12 protein-coding genes are annotated in these 19,305 nt (G+C 74.1%); 9 read left to right on the forward strand and 3 right to left on the reverse strand.

Features of this window, described 5'->3' with window-relative positions; translation table 11 throughout:
• The first annotated feature begins 119 nt into the window (after positions 1–119).
• The 3 genes from JXZ78_RS25315 to moeZ all read left to right on the forward strand — a co-directional run bounded on the left by JXZ78_RS25315 (position 120) and on the right by moeZ (position 3,169).
• Entirely contained in the window at positions 120–1,097 is a 978-nt protein-coding gene (locus JXZ78_RS25315; protein WP_030022074.1) for an NAD-dependent epimerase/dehydratase family protein, read from the forward strand.
• Positions 1,085–1,891, forward strand: a complete 807-nt coding sequence (locus JXZ78_RS25320; RefSeq protein ID WP_030022075.1) for a spherulation-specific family 4 protein — start codon at positions 1,085–1,087, stop codon at positions 1,889–1,891. The genes JXZ78_RS25315 and JXZ78_RS25320 overlap by 13 nt, the downstream gene beginning before the upstream one ends.
• 99 nt (positions 1,892–1,990) lie before the next feature.
• Entirely contained in the window at positions 1,991–3,169 is a 1,179-nt protein-coding gene (moeZ, locus tag JXZ78_RS25325) for an adenylyltransferase/sulfurtransferase MoeZ (RefSeq protein ID WP_030022076.1), read from the forward strand.
• A gap of 106 nt (positions 3,170–3,275) precedes the next feature.
• Here moeZ and JXZ78_RS25330 read toward each other — a convergent pair whose 3' ends face one another.
• Positions 3,276–5,810: a lysylphosphatidylglycerol synthase transmembrane domain-containing protein gene (locus tag JXZ78_RS25330; protein WP_238783369.1), complete on the reverse strand. Its 2,535-nt coding sequence runs from the start codon at positions 5,808–5,810 to the stop codon at positions 3,276–3,278.
• A gap of 806 nt (positions 5,811–6,616) precedes the next feature.
• Here JXZ78_RS25330 and JXZ78_RS25335 point away from each other — a divergent pair.
• The 5 genes from JXZ78_RS25335 to nudC all read left to right on the forward strand — a co-directional run bounded on the left by JXZ78_RS25335 (position 6,617) and on the right by nudC (position 17,586).
• Entirely contained in the window at positions 6,617–7,054 is a 438-nt protein-coding gene (locus JXZ78_RS25335) for an MGMT family protein (RefSeq protein ID WP_078624464.1), read from the forward strand.
• A 510-nt stretch (positions 7,055–7,564) separates the two neighbouring features.
• Positions 7,565–11,002 (forward strand): ATP-dependent helicase, encoded by a 3,438-nt coding sequence (locus JXZ78_RS25340; RefSeq protein ID WP_033038699.1) that lies wholly within the window; start codon positions 7,565–7,567, stop codon positions 11,000–11,002.
• Between the two features lie 77 nt (positions 11,003–11,079).
• A complete protein-coding gene (locus JXZ78_RS25345; RefSeq protein WP_050502736.1) occupies positions 11,080–14,967 on the forward strand; it encodes a UvrD-helicase domain-containing protein in 3,888 nt (1,295 codons plus the stop codon).
• 56 nt (positions 14,968–15,023) lie between these two features.
• Entirely contained in the window at positions 15,024–16,424 is a 1,401-nt protein-coding gene (locus JXZ78_RS25350) for a dipeptidase (RefSeq protein ID WP_030022082.1), read from the forward strand.
• A 226-nt stretch (positions 16,425–16,650) separates the two neighbouring features.
• On the forward strand, positions 16,651–17,586 hold the full coding sequence (nudC, locus tag JXZ78_RS25355) for an NAD(+) diphosphatase (protein WP_030022083.1): 936 nt from the start codon (positions 16,651–16,653) through the stop codon (positions 17,584–17,586).
• A gap of 140 nt (positions 17,587–17,726) precedes the next feature.
• Here nudC and JXZ78_RS25360 read toward each other — a convergent pair whose 3' ends face one another.
• Positions 17,727–17,900: a hypothetical protein gene (locus JXZ78_RS25360; RefSeq protein ID WP_157851664.1), complete on the reverse strand. Its 174-nt coding sequence runs from the start codon at positions 17,898–17,900 to the stop codon at positions 17,727–17,729.
• Between the two features lie 129 nt (positions 17,901–18,029).
• Here JXZ78_RS25360 and JXZ78_RS25365 point away from each other — a divergent pair, with 129 nt between their 5' ends.
• On the forward strand, positions 18,030–18,839 hold the full coding sequence (locus JXZ78_RS25365; RefSeq protein WP_030022085.1) for a helix-turn-helix domain-containing protein: 810 nt from the start codon (positions 18,030–18,032) through the stop codon (positions 18,837–18,839).
• A gap of 185 nt (positions 18,840–19,024) precedes the next feature.
• On the opposite strand, the gene JXZ78_RS25370 is transcribed toward JXZ78_RS25365, so the two are convergent.
• On the reverse strand, positions 19,025–19,279 hold the full coding sequence (locus JXZ78_RS25370) for a mycoredoxin (protein WP_030022086.1): 255 nt from the start codon (positions 19,277–19,279) through the stop codon (positions 19,025–19,027).
• Positions 19,280–19,305 lie beyond the last annotated feature (26 nt).

The following is a 19,305-nucleotide window of genomic DNA, read 5'->3' on the forward strand; positions in this document are numbered from 1 at the left end:
GCCCGGCCCCCGCGGCGGCGGTCCCCGCTGCCGAACCACGTCTTCAACCCACCGCATGAGGAGAACGACAACATGAACGTCCACCCCACCGAAGCACACCGGGACCGGGGGGTCGCGCGATGAGGGTGCTGCTCATCGGTGCCAACGGGTACCTCGGCCGCTACGTCGCCGACCGGCTGCTCGCCGACCCGGCCGTCCAGCTGACCGCCCTCGGGCGCGGCGACGACGCGGACGTCCGCTTCGACCTGGCCTCCGGCAGTCCGGGCGCCCTCACCCGCTTCCTGGACGCGGTCCATCCGGGCGTGGTGGTCAACTGCGCGGGCACCACCCGCGGCGGCGCCCGCGACCTGACCCGGCACAACACCGTCGCGGTCGCCACCGTCTGCGAGTCGCTGCGGCGCAGCAGCTGCGGCGCCCGGCTCGTGCATCTGGGCTGCGCGTCCGAGTACGGGCCCTCGCAGCCCGGCTCCTCGACCGCCGAGGACGCCGTGCCGCGGCCCGGCGGACCGTACGGCGTCAGCAAGCTGGCCGCCACCGAACTCGTCCTCGGCTCCGGCCTGGACGCCGTCGTGCTGCGGGTCTTCTCGCCGGTCGGCCCGGGCACCCCGGCCGGCTCGCCGCTCGGCCGGCTCGCCGAGGCGATGCGGCGCGCGATGCAGTCCGGGGACACCGAACTGAAGCTGGGCGGCCTGGGCGTGCAGCGCGACTTCGTGGACGTACGGGACGTGGCGCGGGCGGTGCACGCCGCCTCGCTCTCCGCCGCCCAGGGCGTGGTCAACATCGGCACCGGGCACGCCGTACGGCTGCGCGAGGCCGCCGCGCTGCTCGCGCGCGTCGCCGGGTTCGGCGGCTCGCTCCACGAACTGGACACCCCGCCCGGCTACTCCGCGGGCGGCCCCGGCGCCGCGCGGCTCGCCATCCCGGGCCCGGCCTCTGAACACGGGACGGTGCCCCCCGCGTATCCCTATCCGGACGGGTGCGGGAGCTGGCAGCAGGCGGACGTGCGCACCGCCCGCGACCGCCTGGGATGGCGGCCGCGGATCGGGCTGGAGGAATCCCTCGCCGACATCTGGATGGAGGCCGCATGTCGTATCTGACGACGTCCCTGGGCGCCGGCACCGCCGTGACCGGCGCCGCGCCGCTCGGCGTCGGTGTCCCGGGGTTCGCCCACCCGCTGCTGGCGCCCGCCGAATGGGCCGAGCTGCTGCGCCTGGCCCGGGGGTTGGCCTGCACCGGAGCCGCGCGCCGGGCGCCGGGGCCACGGAGCGGTGCGGCGGCGCTGCACTGGGTGGTGCTCAACGTCGCGCGCGGCCCGGGCGTGCGCCCCGACCCGTACTGCCTGCCGGCCGCCGCCCAGCTGCGTGACGCGGGGGCCCGGATGCTGGGCCTCCTCGATCTGGAGCACGGGGCCCGGCCGTTCGGTGAACTGGTCTCCGACGCGCACCGGTTCCTGGAGTGGTACAAGGTCGACGGTTTCTATCTGGACCGCTGTCCCACGGATCGGACACTGCTGCCCGAGACCCGGCGGCTGACCACCACCCTGCGGGCCCTCCGGGACGGCGCGCACCTCGTCACCGGGCACGGCCGTCACCCGGACCCCGGCTACGCGGAGGTCGCCGACCAGCTCGTCACCTTCGCCGGCCGCTGGTCCGACTACCGCTGGTCCCAAGTGGCCGAGTGGACCGCCGAGTACCCGGCGCACCGCTTCTGCCATCTCGTGCACGGCGTCCCCGCCTCCCACCTGGAAGAAGCGCTGCGGATCGCCCGCTGGCAGGGCGCCGGGACCGTCTATCTCACCGACCGCGCCGACCACGGAGGGAGTGCCTGGGAGTCGCTGCCCGGTTACTGGGACACATTCGTCTCGCGTATCGGACCGGGTGTCTCGGAATGAAGAAGGGCGTGGCAGTGTTACGGGGAGACCACCGTCCCTTGCTCCGGGTTCTCCCGGAGCGGGGGGTCGCCCATCGAGATACCGACCAACGGAGTCCCCGTGTCGCTGCCACCCCTGGTCGAGCCCGCATCGGAGCTCACCGTCGACGAGGTCCGCAGGTACTCCCGCCACCTGATCATCCCGGATGTCGGGATGGACGGGCAGAAGCGGCTGAAGAACGCCAAGGTGCTGGCCGTCGGCGCCGGCGGACTGGGTTCGCCCGCGCTGATGTACCTCGCCGCGGCGGGCGTCGGCACCCTCGGCATCGTGGAGTTCGACGAGGTCGACGAGTCCAATCTCCAGCGCCAGATCATCCACAGCCAGGCGGACATCGGCCGCTCCAAGGCCGCGTCCGCCAAGGACACGGTGCTGGGCATCAACCCGTATGTCACGGTCAACCTGCACGAAGAGCGCCTCGACTCCAGCAATGTCATGGACCTCTTCGCCCAGTACGACCTGATCGTCGACGGCACCGACAACTTCGCCACCCGGTACCTGGTCAACGACGCCTGCGTGCTGCTGAACAAGCCGTACGTCTGGGGCTCGATCTACCGCTTCGACGGCCAGGCCTCGGTCTTCTGGAGCGAGCACGGCCCCTGCTACCGCTGCCTGTACCCGGAGCCCCCGCCGCCCGGCATGGTCCCCTCCTGCGCCGAGGGCGGCGTGCTGGGCGTGCTGTGCGCGTCCATCGGCTCCATCCAGGTCAACGAGGCCATCAAGCTGCTGGCTGGCATCGGTGACCCGCTGGTCGGCCGCCTGATGATCTACGACGCGCTGGAGATGACGTATCGCCAGGTCAAGGTCCGCAAGGACCCCGACTGCGCGATCTGCGGCGAGAACCCGACCGTCACCGAACTCATCGACTACGAGGCCTTCTGCGGCGTCGTGTCCGAGGAGGCCCAGGAGGCGGCGGCCGGTTCCACGATCACTCCGGCGCAGCTCAAGGAGTGGATCGACACGGACGAGAAGATCGAGATCATCGACGTCCGGGAGCCGAACGAGTACGAGATCGTCTCGATCCCCGGCGCCAAGCTGATCCCGAAGAACGAGTTCCTGATGGGCAGCGCGCTCCAGGACCTCCCGCAGGACAAGAAGATCGTCCTGCACTGCAAGACGGGCGTCCGCTCCGCCGAGGTCCTCGCCGTCCTGAAGTCCGCGGGCTTCGCGGACGCGGTGCACGTCGGCGGCGGCGTCATCGGCTGGGTCAACACGGTCGAGCCGGAGAAGCCGGTCTACTGACCGTTCCCGGAGCAGCCGGTCCACCGACCGTTCGGTGGCCGGCTGCCGGCCGCACACGGCGAAGGCCCGCACCCCGAGGGGCGCGGGCCTTCGCCGTACCCGGTGCTCAGATCTCGCCCTTGCGGGTCAGATGCGTGAACGAGATCCAGCCCGGCAGCACCGGCAGCCAGAACGTCATCAGCCGGAACAACAGCACCGCGGGGAACGCGATGTCCCCGGTGAGCCCGGCCAGGGTCAGTGTGGTGGTCAGCGCGGTCTCGATGGCCGCCACACCGCCGGGGGTGGGCGCCGCGGAGCCCACCGCGTTGCCCGCGAGGAAGACCACCGCGATGGCCGCGTAGCTCAGCTGCCCGCCCCCGCCGAACGCGCGGATCGAGGCGTCCAGGCACAGCACGTTCGCCGCCGTGAGCAGCAGCGTGCCGCTGATGCCGATCGCCAGCTTCTTCGGGCGCTGGAGCACGTCCAGCATGCGCGGCACCACGCCCGCGAACAGCGACCGTACGCGGGTGGAGATGAACTTGCGCAGCGTCGGGACCGCGGTGACCACCAGCACCAGCACGGCGGCCGTCAGCAGGCCCGCGATCACCGCGCGGGACGGTGAGAGCGACGGGGTGCGCTCCGTGCCGGTGAGATAGCCGAAGGTCAGCAGCAGCACGATGTGGCAGCCCAGACCGAACAGCTGGGACGCGCCCACGCTCGCCACCGCCAGGCCGGGCCGGATGCCGGAGCGCTGGAGGAAGCGGGTGTTCAGCGCCACGCCGCCCACCGCTGCCGGTGCGACCAGCTTGACGAAGTTGCCCGCCACCTGCGCGATCACCGTCCGCAGGAAGGACACCTTCTCCGGTACGAAGCCGAGCAGGCTCATCGCCGCCGCCGGGTAGGTCAGTGCCGAGAAGGCCAGCGCCGCCGCCACCCACAGCCACTGCGCCTCGCCGACCACCTGGCCGAAGTTGGCGTGGGTGATCTGCGACAGCAGGAAGTACGCGGCGAAGACACCGGCGATCCAGCTGACGAGGGTGCGGGGCCGGATCCGTTCCAGGCGGGCCGGCTCGACCGGCGCGGTCGGCCGGATCAGCAGCACCTGCTGGCGGATCTGCGAGAGCAGGTCCTCCTCGCGGGCCTCCTCCAGCGCCTCGTCGACCGCCCGCTTCTCGGCGTTCTTCTCGGCGCGCGCCACCTTGCGGTTGGTCGGCTGTTCCTGTGGGAGTGCACCGCCCCGCCCGGCCGCTTCGGCAGCCTTGCGTTCCTTGGCGACGCGCGACGCCTCCAGGACGGCCTCCCGCTCGCGTGCGGAGCGTTCGCGGGCCAGATGGCGCAGAGTGGCCCGGGTGGTGCGGCTGAGCGCGATCGGCTGGAGCAGCGGCAGGCTGTCGGCGACCGCGTCGGGGCCCAGCACGTCGAGGGCCGCGGCCACCGCCCGCTCGGCGCCGACCCGCAGCGCGAACGTGGTCAGCAGCTGCGCGATGTCCATCCGCAGCACCAGGTCGCCGGCCGCGATCTCGCCGCCGCGCAGTTCGGTCAGGAAAATCCTGCCGGAACGATCCACCAGGAGGGCGTCACCCACCAGACGCCGGTGCGCGATGCGCCGCGACTGCAGCGCCGCCACCTGCCGCCAGGCGTTGCGCATCAGCTCGCCGGTGATCTCCTCGTCCGGCAGCGAGTCCAGCGGCCGGCCGTCGATGTGCTCGTACACGAGCATCACGGCGTCCGGGCCCAGCTCGGAGGTGGCGATCAGCTTGGGCGCGTTGGCGCCGGCCGCGATGGCCGCGTACGCCAGCAGCGCCTCCTGCTCCAGCGCCTGGCGCAGCGACTGGAGGCTGCGGCGCTGGTTGATGCCGCGCAGCGACAGCCGGCGCCACACCCGGTAGAAGAAGCCCTGGGCCTGCCGTTCGCGGTCCACGACGGTGACGTCGATCGGCGGGCCGTCCTCCAGGGTGACGATGTAGCGGCGGCCGCGGTCGGCGTGCTCCGGGTGCTCGGCGGTGCCGATGTCCTCGGCGCGCACCGCCCGGACGGGGTGGAAGCCGACCCGGCGCAGGCCGGCGAGCAGGTTCTGGCCGGTGGGGCGCACATTGGGCGAGCCGACCGCGTACAGCGTCCCGAAGGCCACCGTCCAGCCGATGAGGATGGTGGTGACGATGGCGAACGGCGTCGTGTAGCGGCCCACGAGCACGGCGAACGCGTCGAGCAGCAGCACGCACCACATCGCCACCCGCCAGCGCGGGCGCCGCGACATCCCCACCGCGGTCATGTACGCGATGACCGGCGCGAGGTAGCTGTGCACCGGCGGGGTCAGCCCGCCGTTGGCCAGGGGCTGGGTCAGCGCGATCCGGATGGACTCCGGGGCGGCCTCGGCGACCCACAGGTCGGTGGCGAGCGAGACCCCGTGCGCGAGGACCGCGGCCAGCACGCCGTCCGCGATCCGCAGCCCGTCCCGTTTGATCAGCCGTTCGACGGCGAAGGCCACCGGGACGATCAGTACGGCCACGCTGGACGCCAGCCCGGCGAAGTTGATCAGCAGGCGGGGTGCCAGCCCCGCGCCCTCGCCGATGTCGCGCTGGAGGCCCTGGGTCGTGCCGTGCGCGAACGTCGCCAGCAGCAGGACCAGCGCGATGCCGACGATCCCGAGCAGCAGGCGCATCAGGTCGGACGGGCGGTGCACCCGGGCGGGCAGCAGCGGCTCGTCACCGGAGACCTGGTCGACGTGGAACTCGCTGCCCACGTGGTCGTGGGGCGGGGCCGGCCGGTCGGACCGGTCGGTTCTGCTGCCCTTGTCGACCTTGTCGACCTTGTCGCCCTTGTCGACCTTTTCGCCCTTGCTGCTTCTGGTGGCTTTCTCGGCTCCGTCGACTTCGCCAACTGCGGCGGGGGCGGCGGGCTCGGCGGTGGCGCCGGTCCCGGCGGCCGCTCCCGCCCCGGTGGCCTCGCGCGTGTCGCCCGGCCGGTCCGGGCCGGCCGTCCCGTCGACGGTGCGTTCCTCTTCTGCCGTGCCCTCCGCTCCGGTGGAAGCGGTCGCCGTGTCGGCCCGGCAGGGCCGGTCCGGCCCTGCCGGCCCGGCCGGCCCTTCCGGTTCCTCCGGACTCGCGGGCTCGTCGGCTCTTCCGGCCTTCTCGATCGTGCTCGCCTTTTCGGTCTCGGAAGCCTGTGACGGCTTCCCCCGTGGTTTTCCGTCCCCCCGGGCGGGGGTGGCGGAGGACAGCGCCTCAGGGGTGCCGGCCTCCCGTGGAGGCACCGCACCCTGTTGTTCGGCCGTCTCTTTTTGATCTCGTATCACCAGTCACCGCCCGGAAGATGGTGGCATGGCCGGGAGGAGGCGGAGGGCATCAGGGTGCATTTCGAAGGGCCGGGAAACGGAACATACGCCGCCGCGACCGCCCGCGCACGCCGTCGGCGGGCCGCCGCTCGGGCGGGGCGGGACTGTCGGTGGTGTGGTGCAGGATGGGCCGAATGAGTGGGACAGCGGGAGACATTCCCGAGTACGACGCCGGGGGGATCCCCGAGTACGCGGAACGGGTCCTCGGCGTCGCCGAGCTGATCCCGCCCGGGCGGGTGATGACGTACGGCGACGTCGCCGAGTGGCTCGCGGGCGAGGAGCCGCCGGGGGAGCCGGCCTCCGGCGAGCGGTCCGCGGGGGCCGGTGGCGGGCGACGTGTGGGCGGGCCGCGCCAGGTGGGGCGCGTGATGGCCCTGTACGGGGGCGCCGTGCCGTGGTGGCGCGTGGTGCGCGCGGACGGGCAGCTGCTGCCGGGCAGCGAGCTGCGCGCGTTGGCGCACTACCGGGAGGAAGGCACTCCGCTGCGGGAGGCGTCCAGGTCCGCCGAGGGGCATGTACCGCGCCTCGACATGCGGCGGGCTCGGTGGGACGGGGGTGGGGTGGAGGGCTGAGGGGGTGGTGGGTTCGGAGCGGGTGGGGCCGTAGTGCGTCCGTCCGGGGGATGCGGGGGCGAGGCGTACGGGGCCGAGGTCCGTGGGGTCGAGGTCCGTGGGGTCGAGGTCCGCGGGTCCGGCGCGTGCTGATCCGGTCGTCCTGGCCGGGCGCCGCGGAGGCGCGTGCGGTCTGCCCGGCAGGCCGGTCCCGTCCGGCAGGCCGGTCCTGCTGGGCAGGCGGATTCCGTCCGGCCCATCCGTCCCATCCGGCCCGCCGGTCCCGTCCAGCTCACCTGACCCGTTCGGCGCATCCGACACGGACGCACCCATCCGACGTACCGTCGTGGGACGGACTGCGGCTCGTGCGCCACCTGGCGTAGCGTCGGGCACGGTCCGTACCACCGCCCCGCCCACCGGCGCCCGGCGCGGTGGCCGCACCGCCACGCCCCGCACCGCGGTGCGCACCACGACCAGCACCTCCTCCCAGGACCGGCGATCCACGTGAGTTCCTCCTTCTCGGCCTCGGCCATGCCGTCCGCGCAGCCGCGCCGGCGGCCGGCGCGGCGGGATGCCGCCGGCGCGTACCGACTGGTGCGTACCCGGCCGGGACCGGCGGACCCTCCTGCTTTGGACGCACGTCAGCGTGCTGTGGTTGACCACGGCGGCGGGCCGCTGCTGGCCCTGGCCGGCCCGGGTACGGGCAAGACCACGACGCTCGTGGAGGCGGTCGCCCGGCGCGTACTGGAGGGCGCCGCCCCCGAGCGGCTGCTCGTGCTGACCTTCAGCCGCAAGGCCGCCGTCGAACTGCGGGACCGGATCGCCGCGCGCCTGGGCAGCACCGCCGCCCCGCAGGCGACCACCTTCCACTCGTACTGCTACGCGCTCGTACGGGCCCATCAGGACGCCGACCTGTTCGCCGACCCGCTGCGGCTGCTGTCCGGGCCCGAGCAGGACCTCGTCGTGCGCGAGCTCCTCGAAGGGCAGGCCGGGCTGGCGGCCGCCGGGCGGGCCCGGGTGCGCTGGCCGGACGAGCTGCGCGCCTGTCTGACGACGCGCGGCTTCGCGGACGAGGTCCGCGCGGTGCTCGCGCGCAGCCGGGAGCTGGGGCTGGGTCCGGACGCGCTCGCCGCCTTCGCGCGGCGTACGGGGCGGCCCGACTGGGGCGCGGCGGCCGGGTTCCTCGCCGAGTACCTGGACGTGCTGGACGCCCAGGGCATGCTGGACTACGCGGAACTGGTGCACCGCGCGGTGCTGCTCGCGGAGCGCGACGAGGTCGCGGCGGAGCTGGCGGCGCGCTACGACGCGGTGTTCGTCGACGAGTACCAGGACACGGACGCCTCCCAGGTACGGCTGCTGCGCGCGCTGGCCGGGGGCGGCCGTACGCTCGTGGCCTTCGGCGACCCGGACCAGTCGATCTACGCCTTCCGCGGCGCCGACGTCAACGGCATCCTCGACTTCCCGGCGATGTTCCCGCGTACGGACGGCACCCCGGCGCCGGTCGAGGTGCTCGGCACCTCCCGCCGCTCGGGCGCGGCCCTGCTGGCGGCCACCCGGCGGCTCACCGCCCGCATGCCGCTGACCCGCCTCCCGGCCCGCGCGGTACGGGCACACCGCGACCTGGCGGCGGTACGGGACGGCGGCCGCGTCGAGGTCTTCACGTACCCGACGCCGGGCGCCGAACTGGACAACATCGCGGACATTCTGCGGCGCGCGCACCTGGAGGACGGGGTGCCGTGGCGCGACATGGCCGTCCTCGTACGCGCCGGCGCGCGTTCCCTCCCCGGCGTGCGGCGGGCCCTGACCACGGCCGGTGTGCCCCTGGAGATCGACGGCGACGACCTGCCCCTGCGGCAGGAACAGGCGGTGGCACCACTGCTGACGGCCCTGCGGGTGGCGGCTTCGGCGGCGGCTCCAGCGGCGGCGGCTTCGGCGGTGGTGGCCGCGCCCGCCGGCGGTGCGGCCGCCGCCGACGCGCCCGTCGCCGATGCTTCCGCCGGGGACGCCTCGGCGGACGACGCCCCTGCCGGTGACGTTCCCGCTGAGGACGCCCCCGCAGGGGCGGACCGGCGCGCCGAGACACCCCCCGGCCTCTCCGCCGAAACGGCCATAGACCTGCTGACCTCCCCCCTCGGCGGTATGGACGCCGCCGACCTGCGCCGGCTCGGGCGGGCGCTGCGCGAGGAGGAGCGGGCCGCCGGGCACGACGTACCGCGGCCCTCCGACGAACTGATCGCGCGGGCGCTCGCCGAACCGGAGCGCCTGATCGCGCACGATCCGGCGTACGCGCGGGGCGCACGGCAGCTCGGTGAGCTGCTGCGCACCACCCGCGATCTGCTGGCCCGCGGCGGCACCGCCGAAGAGGCCCTGTGGACCCTGTGGGACGGCACGCCCACCTGGTCGCAGCGGCTGGAGCGGACCGCCCGGCGCGGCGGCGCGGCGGCCCGCAACGCCGACCGCGACCTGGACGCCGTGGTGGCGCTGTTCGAGACCGCCGCCCGGGCGGAGGCCCGTACCGGCGGCCGGGGCGCCCTGAACTTCCTGGAGGAACTGGACGCCCAGGACATCGCCGCGGACACTCTGACCCGCCGGACCGTACGTCCCGACGCGGTGCGCCTGATGACCGCGCACCGTTCCAAGGGGCTGGAGTGGCGGCTCGTCGTCGTGGCCGGCGTACAGGAAGGGCTCTGGCCCGACCTGCGCCGGCGCGGTTCGCTCCTGGAGGCGGACCGGATCGGCCGCGACGGACTGGCCGAGCCGCTGCCGCCGGGCGCGCTGCTCACCGAGGAGCGCCGGCTGTTCTACGTGGCGGCGACCCGCGCCCGCGAGCGCCTGGTGGTCACCGCGGTCAAGGCCGCGTCCGACGACGGCGACCAGCCGTCCCGCTTCCTGACGGAGCTGGGCGTGGAGCCGCAGGACGTCACCGGGCGCCCCCGCCGTCCGCTGTCGGTCGCCGCGCTCGTCGCGGAGCTGCGGGCCACCACCGTCGACCCGGACGCCACCGAGGCCCTGCGGGAGGCCGCCGCACGCCGGCTGGCGAAGCTGGCGGCGCTGCGCGACGACGACGGCCAGCCGCTGGTGCCGGCCGCCCACCCGGACCAGTGGTGGGGCCTGTACGAGCCGACGCACAGCGCCGTGCCCCTGCGTGACCGCGACCGTCCCGTGACGCTCTCCGGCAGCGCGCTGGACCAGCTCGCCAACACCTGCGCACTCCAGTGGTTCCTGGGGCGCGAGGTGAAGGCGGACACGCCCGCGACCGCCGCCCAGGGCTTCGGCAACGTCGTGCACGTACTCGCCGACGAGGTCGCCTCCGGACGTACTCCGGCCGACCTGTCCGTCCTGATGGAGCGCCTGGACTCCGTATGGGACGCGCTCGCGTTCGACGCGCCCTGGAAGTCGCGGCAGGAGAAGGACAACGCGCGCGCCGCACTGGAACGCTTCCTGCGCTGGCACGTGATGGAGCGCGGCACGCTCGGCCGCGAGACCGTCGCGACCGAGCACGGCTTCGACGTCACCCTCGAAGCGGGCGAGTACGCCGTCCGCATCCGGGGGAGCATGGACCGCGTCGAGCGGGACGCGGAGGGCCGGGCGTACGTCGTCGACTTCAAGACCGGCAAGCAGAAGCCGACCGGCCCTGAGGTCGCCCGGCACCCGCAGCTCGCCGTGTACCAGCTGGCGGTGCGCACCGGCGCGGTGGACGCCGCCTTCGACGGGCAGCGCCCCGAGCCGGGCGGCGCGGAACTCGTCCACCTGCGGCTGGGCGCCCCCCAGAAGGAAGGCGGGGACGCGCTTCCCGCAGTCCAGGCGCAAGGCCCTTTGGACGGGGACTGGGTGGGCGAGCTGCTGGCCACCGCCGCGGGCCGCGTCCTGGAGGAGCGCTTCACGCCCACCACGGGACAGCACTGCACCCACTGCACGTTCCGCAGCGCCTGCTCGGCGCTGCCGGAGGGGCAGCACGTGGTGGACTGACGGTTCCGGCGGCCGCCCGCACCCCGCTCAGCAGGCGTTTGCCGCGATTGTCAGTGGGGGCGGATACGGTCTCGGATGTGTCAGCTCGCATCACCGACCCCGAGCAGCTCAAGGAGCTCCTCGGCATCCCGTTCACCCCGGAGCAGACGGCCTGCATCACCGCACCGCCCGCCCCGCAGGTCGTCGTGGCCGGCGCCGGTTCCGGCAAGACCACGGTCATGGCCGCGCGCGTGGTGTGGCTGGTCGGCACGGGCCAGGTCGCCCCGGAGCAGGTGCTCGGGCTGACGTTCACGAACAAGGCGGCGGGCGAGCTGGCGGAGCGCGTCCGCAAGGCCCTGGCGGCGGCCGGGGTGACGGAACCGGCCGATCCGTTCGGCGCGGGCCTCCCGGGAGCCGGGGGGACGGGGCCCGGCGCTCCGGCGGCCTCGGACGGCGTCCCCGGCGAGCCCCGGATCTCCACGTACCACTCCTTCGCCGGCCAGCTCCTCAAGGACCACGGCCTGCGCATCGGCCTGGAGCCCAGCGCCCGCCTGCTCGCCGACGCCACCCGCTTCCAGCTCGCCGCCCGGGTGCTGCGCACCGCCCCCGGCCCGTATCCCGCCCTGACGAAGTCGCTGCCCGCCCTGGTGGAGGACCTGCTCGCGCTCGACGGCGAGCTGGCCGAGCACCTGGTGGAGCCGGACCGCCTGCGGGCGTACGACACCGAGCTGCTGACCGCCCTCGACCAGGTCAGACTCTCCAACGCCGACCTGCGCAAGGTGCCCGAGACGGCCCGCGGCCGCCTGGAGCTGCTGGAGCTGGTCAGGACGTACCGCGCCGAGAAGCGGCGGCGCGAGCTGCTCGACTTCGGCGACCAGATCGCCCTGTCGGCGACCCTCGCGACCACCCGCCCCGAGGTGGGCGCGCTGCTCCGGGAGGAGTTCAAGGTCGTCCTCCTGGACGAGTACCAGGACACCTCCGTGGCGCAGCGGATCATGCTCTCCGGCCTGTTCGGCGGCGGTACGGGCCATGCGGTGACCGCCGTCGGCGACCCCTGCCAGGCCATCTACGGATGGCGCGGCGCCTCCGTCGCCAACCTGGACGACTTCCCCGACCACTTCCCCTACGAGGACGGCAGCCCGGCCGCGCGCTCCGCCCTCAGCCAGAACCGCCGCAGCGGCGGCCGGCTGCTCGACCTGGCCAACGGGCTCGCCGCGCCGCTCCGCGCCATGCACGCGGGCGTCGAGGCACTGCGTCCGGCGCCGGGCGCGGAGCGCGACGGCGTGGTGCGCTGCGCGCTGCTGCCCACCCACGCCGAGGAGATGACCTGGCTCGCTGAAAACATCGCCCACCTGGTGCGCACGGGCACCCCGCCCGGCGAGATCGCGGTGCTGTGCCGGACCGCCGGCGACTTCGCCCGTATCCAGGGCGAGCTGGTCGCACGGGAGATCCCGGTGGAGGTCGTGGGCCTGTCCGGGCTGCTGCACCTGCCCGAGATCGCCGATCTGGTGGCGGTCTGCGAGGTTCTCCAGGACCCCACGGCCAACGCCGCCCTGGTACGGCTGCTGATCGGCCCGCGCTGGCAGATCGGCCCCCGTGACCTGGCTCTCCTGGGCCGCCGGGCGCGGCTCCTGGTCCACCGCGACGGCCAGTCCGAGGACCCCGAACGGCGGCTGGCCGAAGCCGTGGAGGGCGTCGACCCGGCCGAGACGATCTCGCTCGCCGACGCGCTCGACACCTTCCTGGAGTCCGACGGCCGCCCCGACGACGGCCTGCCGTTCTCCCCGGAGGCGCGCGTCCGCTTCGCCTACGTGGCACGCGAGCTGCGCGAGCTGCGGCGTTCCGCGGGCGACCCCCTGATGGACGCACTGCATCGAGTGCTGACCGTCACCGGCCTGGAGGTCGAGCTGTCCGCGTCCCCCCGCGCGCTGGCCGCCCGCCGCCGGGAGACCCTGGGCACCTTCCTGGACATCGCCGCCGGCTTCGCCGCCAAGCAGGGCGGCGCCGCGCTGGACGGCGACGCCACCCTCCTCGCCTTCCTGGGCTTCCTGCGCACGGCCGTCCAGCACGAGAAGGGCCTGGACAGCTCCCTCCCGGGCGGCGACAACACGGTCAAGGTGCTGACCGCCCACAAGTCCAAGGGCCTGGAGTGGGACGTGGTCGCGGTCCCCGGCCTGGTCGGCAAGCAGTTCCCCAGCGAGCAGGCCCGCGACTCCTGGCTCACCCAGCCCAAGGTCCTGCCGCACGCCCTGCGCGGCGACGCCGCGACGCTGCCGGACGTGGCCGACTGGAGCAGCCGTGGCCTGAAGTCCTTCAAGGAGGCGATGAAGGACCACCAGTCCGTCGAGGAGCTGCGCCTCGGCTACGTGACCTTCACCCGCCCCCGCTCCCTGCTGCTCGGCTCCGGCCACTGGTGGGGCCCCGACCAGAAGCGGCCGCGCGGCCCGTCCGCCTTCCTGGAGGCCCTGCGCGCCCACTGCGAGGCCGGTCACGGCGAGATCGAGGAGTGGGCCGACGCCCCCGAGGAGGGCGCGGAGAACCCCTCGCTGAAGGAGGCGGAGACCGAGCGGGAATGGCCGCTCCCGCTGGACGCGGTGGCGAAGCAACGCCGCCGCGCGGCCGCCGCGACGGTCCGGGCGTATCTGGACGGGATGCCGGGGGGCGGTGCGGGCACGGGCGTCGGCACAGGCCCGGGCGTCGGTACAGGTGCAGACCCGAGCGCCGGTGCCGTGCTGCCCCACGCCGCCGCCGCGACCGACGGCCCGGAGGCCGCAGCCACCCACGATGCCCCGCATCCGGCGGCGGGGGGAGCCGCGTCCGTACCCGGCCGGTACGAGGACAGCCCCTACGCGGACGTCCCGTACGAGGGTGACCCGTACGAGGGCGACCCGTACGAGGGCGATCCTTATGAGGGCGCCCCGTACGAAGACGCGCACGCCGCCGACGCCGCCCAGGGGCCAGGCTTCGCCCCCGCCCCTGCCCCTTACTCCGCCCCCGATCCCGACCCCGGCCCCGAACACCACCTCGCCGACTGGGACGCCTGGAGCGCCGAGCGGCCCGCGCACCCGGAGGACGACGAGCGGCCGGGCCGAGCCGTGGGCGATGCCGTACCCGCCGCTGCCGGGCTCGCCCACGTACCGGCCCAGGCGCACGCCCCCGAAGCCGCCCCGGAACCCGGCCCCAACCCCCTCCTCCCCGAGGAGCGCCGGACCGTCGCCTCCTGGGACCGCGACCTCGACGCGCTCGCCGATGAGCTGCGGCGCTCCCGCGCGACCGTGCGCGACGTGCCCCTGCCGTCCTCGCTCAGCGCCTCGCAGCTGCTGTGGCTCGCGTCCGACCCGGACGGCTTCACCCGGGAGCTGGCGCGCCCCATGCCGCACCCGCCCCGGCCCGCCGCCCGCCGCGGCACGCGCTTCCACGCCTGGGTGGAGTCGCGCTTCGAGGAACTGACGCTGCCCCTGCTCGGCCCCGACGAACTGCCGGGCGGCGCGTACGGCCATGAAGCCCGCGCCCAGGAAGCGGCCGGAGAAGCCGACCCGATCAGGGACGAGGACGACCTGGAGGCACTCAAGGACGCCTTCGCCCGCACCCCGTACGCCCGCCGCACCCCGTACCGCATCGAGGTCCCGGTGCAGGTCACCCTCGCGGGCCGGGTGATCCGCGGCCGTATCGACGCCGTCTACCGCAACCGCGGCCCCCAGGGGGACACCTACGAGATCATCGACTGGAAGACCCACCACGCGCAGACCGCCGACCCGCTCCAGCTGGCCCTCTACCGGGTGGCCTGGGCCGAGCAGCACGGCCTGCCGCTGTCCGCGGTCGACGCCGCGTTCCTGTACGTACGCAGTGGCGAGACGGTCCGTCCGCAGCGGCTGCCCGACCGCGCCGGGCTGGAACGCATCCTGCTCGGCGAACCCGCACGGACCGCCGGCGACGCGGACGCGACGACGGACATGGAGGACACGGCGGGAGGAGAGCAGAGGTGACAAGATCGACGAGACCGGCGGCCGACCGCGCCCGCGCGCCGGATAGGCTCGGACACATGAGCACCACCTCGGACAGCGCCGTCCGCGCCTACATCAACGTCCACCGCGAAGAGTTCCTCGACGACCTGGCCGCCTGGCTGCGCATCCCCTCGGTGTCCGCCGACCCGGAGCGCGCCGCCGACGTGCGCCGCAGCGCCGAATGGCTGGCCGGCCGGCTCACCGCGACCGGCTTCCCCACCGCCGAGATCTGGGAGACGGACGGTGCTCCCGCCGTCTTCGCCGAGTGGCCCTCCGGGGACCCGTCGGCCCCCACCGTCCTCGTCTACGGCCACCACGACGTGCAGCCCGCCGCCCGTGAGGACGGCTGGCACACCGACCCCTTCGAGCCGCAGACCGTCGACGGCAAGCTGTACGCACGCGGCGCCGCCGACGACAAGGGCCAGGTGTTCTTCCACACCCTCGGCGTCCGCGCCCACCTCGCCGCGACCGGCCGCACCGCCCCGGCCGTCAACCTCAAGCTCCTCATCGAGGGCGAGGAGGAGTCCGGCTCCCCGAACTTCCCGGCGCTGATCGCCCGGCACGCGGACCGGCTGGCCTGCGACACGGTGATCGTCTCCGACACCGGCATGTGGTCCAAGGACACCCCGACCGTCTGCACGGGCATGCGCGGCCTCACCGACTGCCAGATCGACCTGTACGGCCCCGACCAGGACATCCACTCCGGCTCCTTCGGCGGCGCGGTGCCCAACCCCGCGACCGAGGCCGCCCGCCTGGCCGCCGCCCTCCACGACGAGGACCGCCGGGTCGCGGTCCCCGGCTTCTACGACGGCATCGTCGAGCTGACCGACCGCGAGCGCGAACTCTTCGCCGAGCTGCCCTTCGACGAGCCCGAGTGGCTGCGTACGGCCCACTCCCACGCCGCGCTCGGCGAGACCGGCCACAGCACCCTGGAGCGCATCTGGGCCCGCCCCACCGCCGAGGTCAACGGCATCGGCGGCGGCTACCAGGGCCCCGGCGGCAAGACCATCGTGCCGTCCGCCGCGCAGCTGAAGCTCTCGTTCCGCCTGGTGGCGGGCCAGGACGCGGCCGCGGTCCAGCAGGCCGTACGGGACTGGGTCGCCGCCCGGCTGCCCGACGGCATCCGCCACGAGATCACCTTCTGGGGCGCCACCCGCCCCTGCCTGACCCCGCTCGACCACCCCGCCCTGCAGTCCGTCGTACGGGCCATGGGCCGCGCCTTCGGCCAGAAGATCCGGTTCACCCGCGAGGGCGGCTCGGGCCCGGCCGCCGACCTCCAGGACGTCCTCGGCGTACCGGTCCTCTTCCTCGGCATATCCATCCCCTCGGACGGCTGGCACGCCCCGAACGAGAAGGTCGAGCTGGACCTGCTGATGAAGGGCGTCGAGACCGCCGCGCACCTGTGGGGCGACCTGGCGGAGAACTGGCGCGTCGCTTGATCCGTGACCATGCCCCGACGGCGTCCGTGCCCGTGACCCGGCCGGCGAGCCGCGCCGCGGCCGGGTTGCCGGCCCGCGCCCGGACGGTGGCCGCCCGCACGTCGCCGCCCGGTCCGCGCACGAGCCGTGCCACTCGTACCACCCTCGCCGCCCGGTCCGCCGCCCGCCCGGCGGCCGCGCCCACGGGCGGCAATCACCCACGCCCTAGGGGGAGTTGGAAACCGCAGTGACCACCTGGACCGACCACAGCGCCGACCGGCCGATCACGTTCAGCGCGCCGAGCGGCATCGACAGAGCTGCCCACCACCGCCTCGACGAGGCGTGGCTCGCGGCGGCCTGGAGCCACCCGACGACGCGCGTCTTCGTGGTCTCCGGAGGCCAGGCACTGGTCGACGACACCCCCGACGGCCGCACCGAACTGGTCATGACGCCGTCCTTCGAGGCGCCGCTCACCGAGACGCACCGCTACTTCCTCGGCACCGACGAGGACGGCGTGCGCTACTTCGCGCTCCAGAAGGACTCGCTGCCGGGGCGCATGGACCAGTCCGCGCGCCCCGCCGGCCTGCGCGAGGCGGGCCTGCTGCTGTCCCCGCGCGACGCCGGGCTGCTCGTGCACGCCGTCGCCCTGGAGAACTGGCAGCGCCTGCACCGCTTCTGCTCCCGCTGCGGCGAACGCACCGTCATCGCGGCGGCCGGCCACATCCGCCGCTGCCCCGCCTGCGGCGCCGAGCACTACCCGCGCACCGACCCCGCCGTGATCATGCTGGTCACGGACGAGGAGGACCGCGCGCTCCTCGGCCGCCAGGTGCACTGGCCGGAGGGCCGCTTCTCCACCCTGGCCGGCTTCGTCGAGCCCGGCGAGTCCATCGAGCAGTCGGTGGCCCGCGAGGTCTTCGAGGAGGCGGGTGTCGTCGTCGGCGACGTCGAATACGTCGCCAGCCAGCCCTGGCCGTTCCCGTCCAGCCTGATGCTCGGCTTCATGGCCCGCGCCACGTCCTCCGAGATCCAGGTCGACGGCGAGGAGATCGAGGAGGCCCGCTGGTTCTCCCGCGAGGATCTGAAGGCCGCCTTCGAGTCCGGCGAGGTCCTGCCCCCGTACGGCATCTCCATCGCCGCCCGCCTCATCGAAGCCTGGTACGGCAAGCCCTTGCCCAAGCCGTGACCCCACCGGCCGGGGCCGCGACAGGCCCCGGCCCCCGGCCCGGTCGCGCACCGGCTGCCGCTACTGTCCGGACTGTCTGCCCTTGGCCGCGCAGATCCCGCAGGGAAACGGACGCGGCGGAACCGCGCCGCCCGCACCCCTCACCGCGGCAGCGGAACCTCCCGCTGGTGCGCCTCCCTCATATGGCGCCGGTACCGCACCCGGGCGTCCACCTCCATCGACTGGTCCCGGCTCCCCCGGCCCGCGGCTTCGAGCGCCTTCAACAGCTCGCACACTTCGCATGCCTCGCACCTGTCCGTCGGGTTCTCGCTCACGGGGCCCATGCTCCGGGCGGCCGCACGTCATCGCGACGGCGGTGAGGCGCCCGTTCGGAGTCCGTCAGGCGTCATGTGCGAGACGTCAAAGCGGTGTCACGGTGCGGGGGTCGGGTCTAGCTTGAATCCATGACGATCGCGCCGGATCTCTCAGCGAACGCGGCCTTCCGGGCCGTGCGCCTGTCCCTCCGGATGAGCCAGGACGACATGGCCCGCGCGCTCCGGAAGGCGGGCGACGGGGCGGGCGAACCCAACGACGCCAACAAGCGGCTCGTGCAGCGCTGGGAGGGCGGCACGACCCGCGTGCCCAGGCCCGTGTACGTACGCGCCCTGGAGAAGGTCACCGGGCTGCCCATCGAGTCACTCGGGTTCGCCCTGCCGGCCATGGTTCAGACACGCGACGACGGTGCCGGAGGGCATGACGTGGCCGGTGGTGTGCCGGGGGCTCCCGGGGGCGCTGGGGTCGCCGGAAGCGAGTCCGCCCCGGGCGCCATCGAGACGGCCGCCCAGACGCCCGGACACGCGCACTACGCGGGTGTGTGGCTCAGCCGGTACGAGTTCTACTCGTCCGGCAGGGGGCAGACCTTCACCGGCGCCCACTTCGTCGTACTGGTACAGAACGGGAACCGGCTCACCGGCCGGTCACTGCCCGGAGCGTCGTCCCACCCCGACTCACCGCTCTCCCTGGACCTCACCGTGGACGGGAACGTGGTCACCGGGACCTGGGTGGAGCAGACCGCGACGGACGGCTACTACGCGGGCGCCCGCTATCACGGAGCCGTCCAACTGCTCGCCGAACCGACTGGACGGCGCCTGGCCGGGAAATGGGTCGGGTTCGGCAAGGACTTCGACGTGAACACCGGACCGTGGGAACTGATCTTCAAGGACGCATCCACGGCGAAGGAAACGGTGGAGCGGTACAGCCGCCGTCCGGAGTGACCAGGCGGTGACGCGGGCAGAGCGCCGGCCACGGCCGCGATGGCCCGTACGAGGGTGACCGGGGCGCGGTGGCCCGCACGGGATTCGCGGGCGTGACGGCCGGTACGACGCCCCTTTCGCCCGCGCGTGACGCCCCCGGCCGTCTCACGGCCAGGGGCGTCCACGAAAACCCGTGAATCCGCGGCTCAGACGCCGAGCGCCTGCTTGACCTGGGCCAGGGACGGGTTCGTCATGACCGACTCCTCGCCCGAGGCGGGAACGACGCGGACGGTCGGCACGGTCTGATTGCCGCCGTTGGCCTTCTCGACGAACGCCGCGGACTCGGGGTCGTGCTCGATGTTGATCTCGGTGTACGCGATGCCCTCGCGGTCCATCTGGCCCTTCAGCCGACGGCAGTAGCCGCACCACGTGGTGCTGTACATCGTCACAGTGCCCGCCATGGGTCCTCGCGCTCCTTCAAGCTCGG

The organism is Streptomyces monomycini, from assembly GCF_022271435.1.
GTDB classification, from domain to species: Bacteria; Actinomycetota; Actinomycetes; order Streptomycetales; family Streptomycetaceae; genus Streptomyces; species Streptomyces monomycini.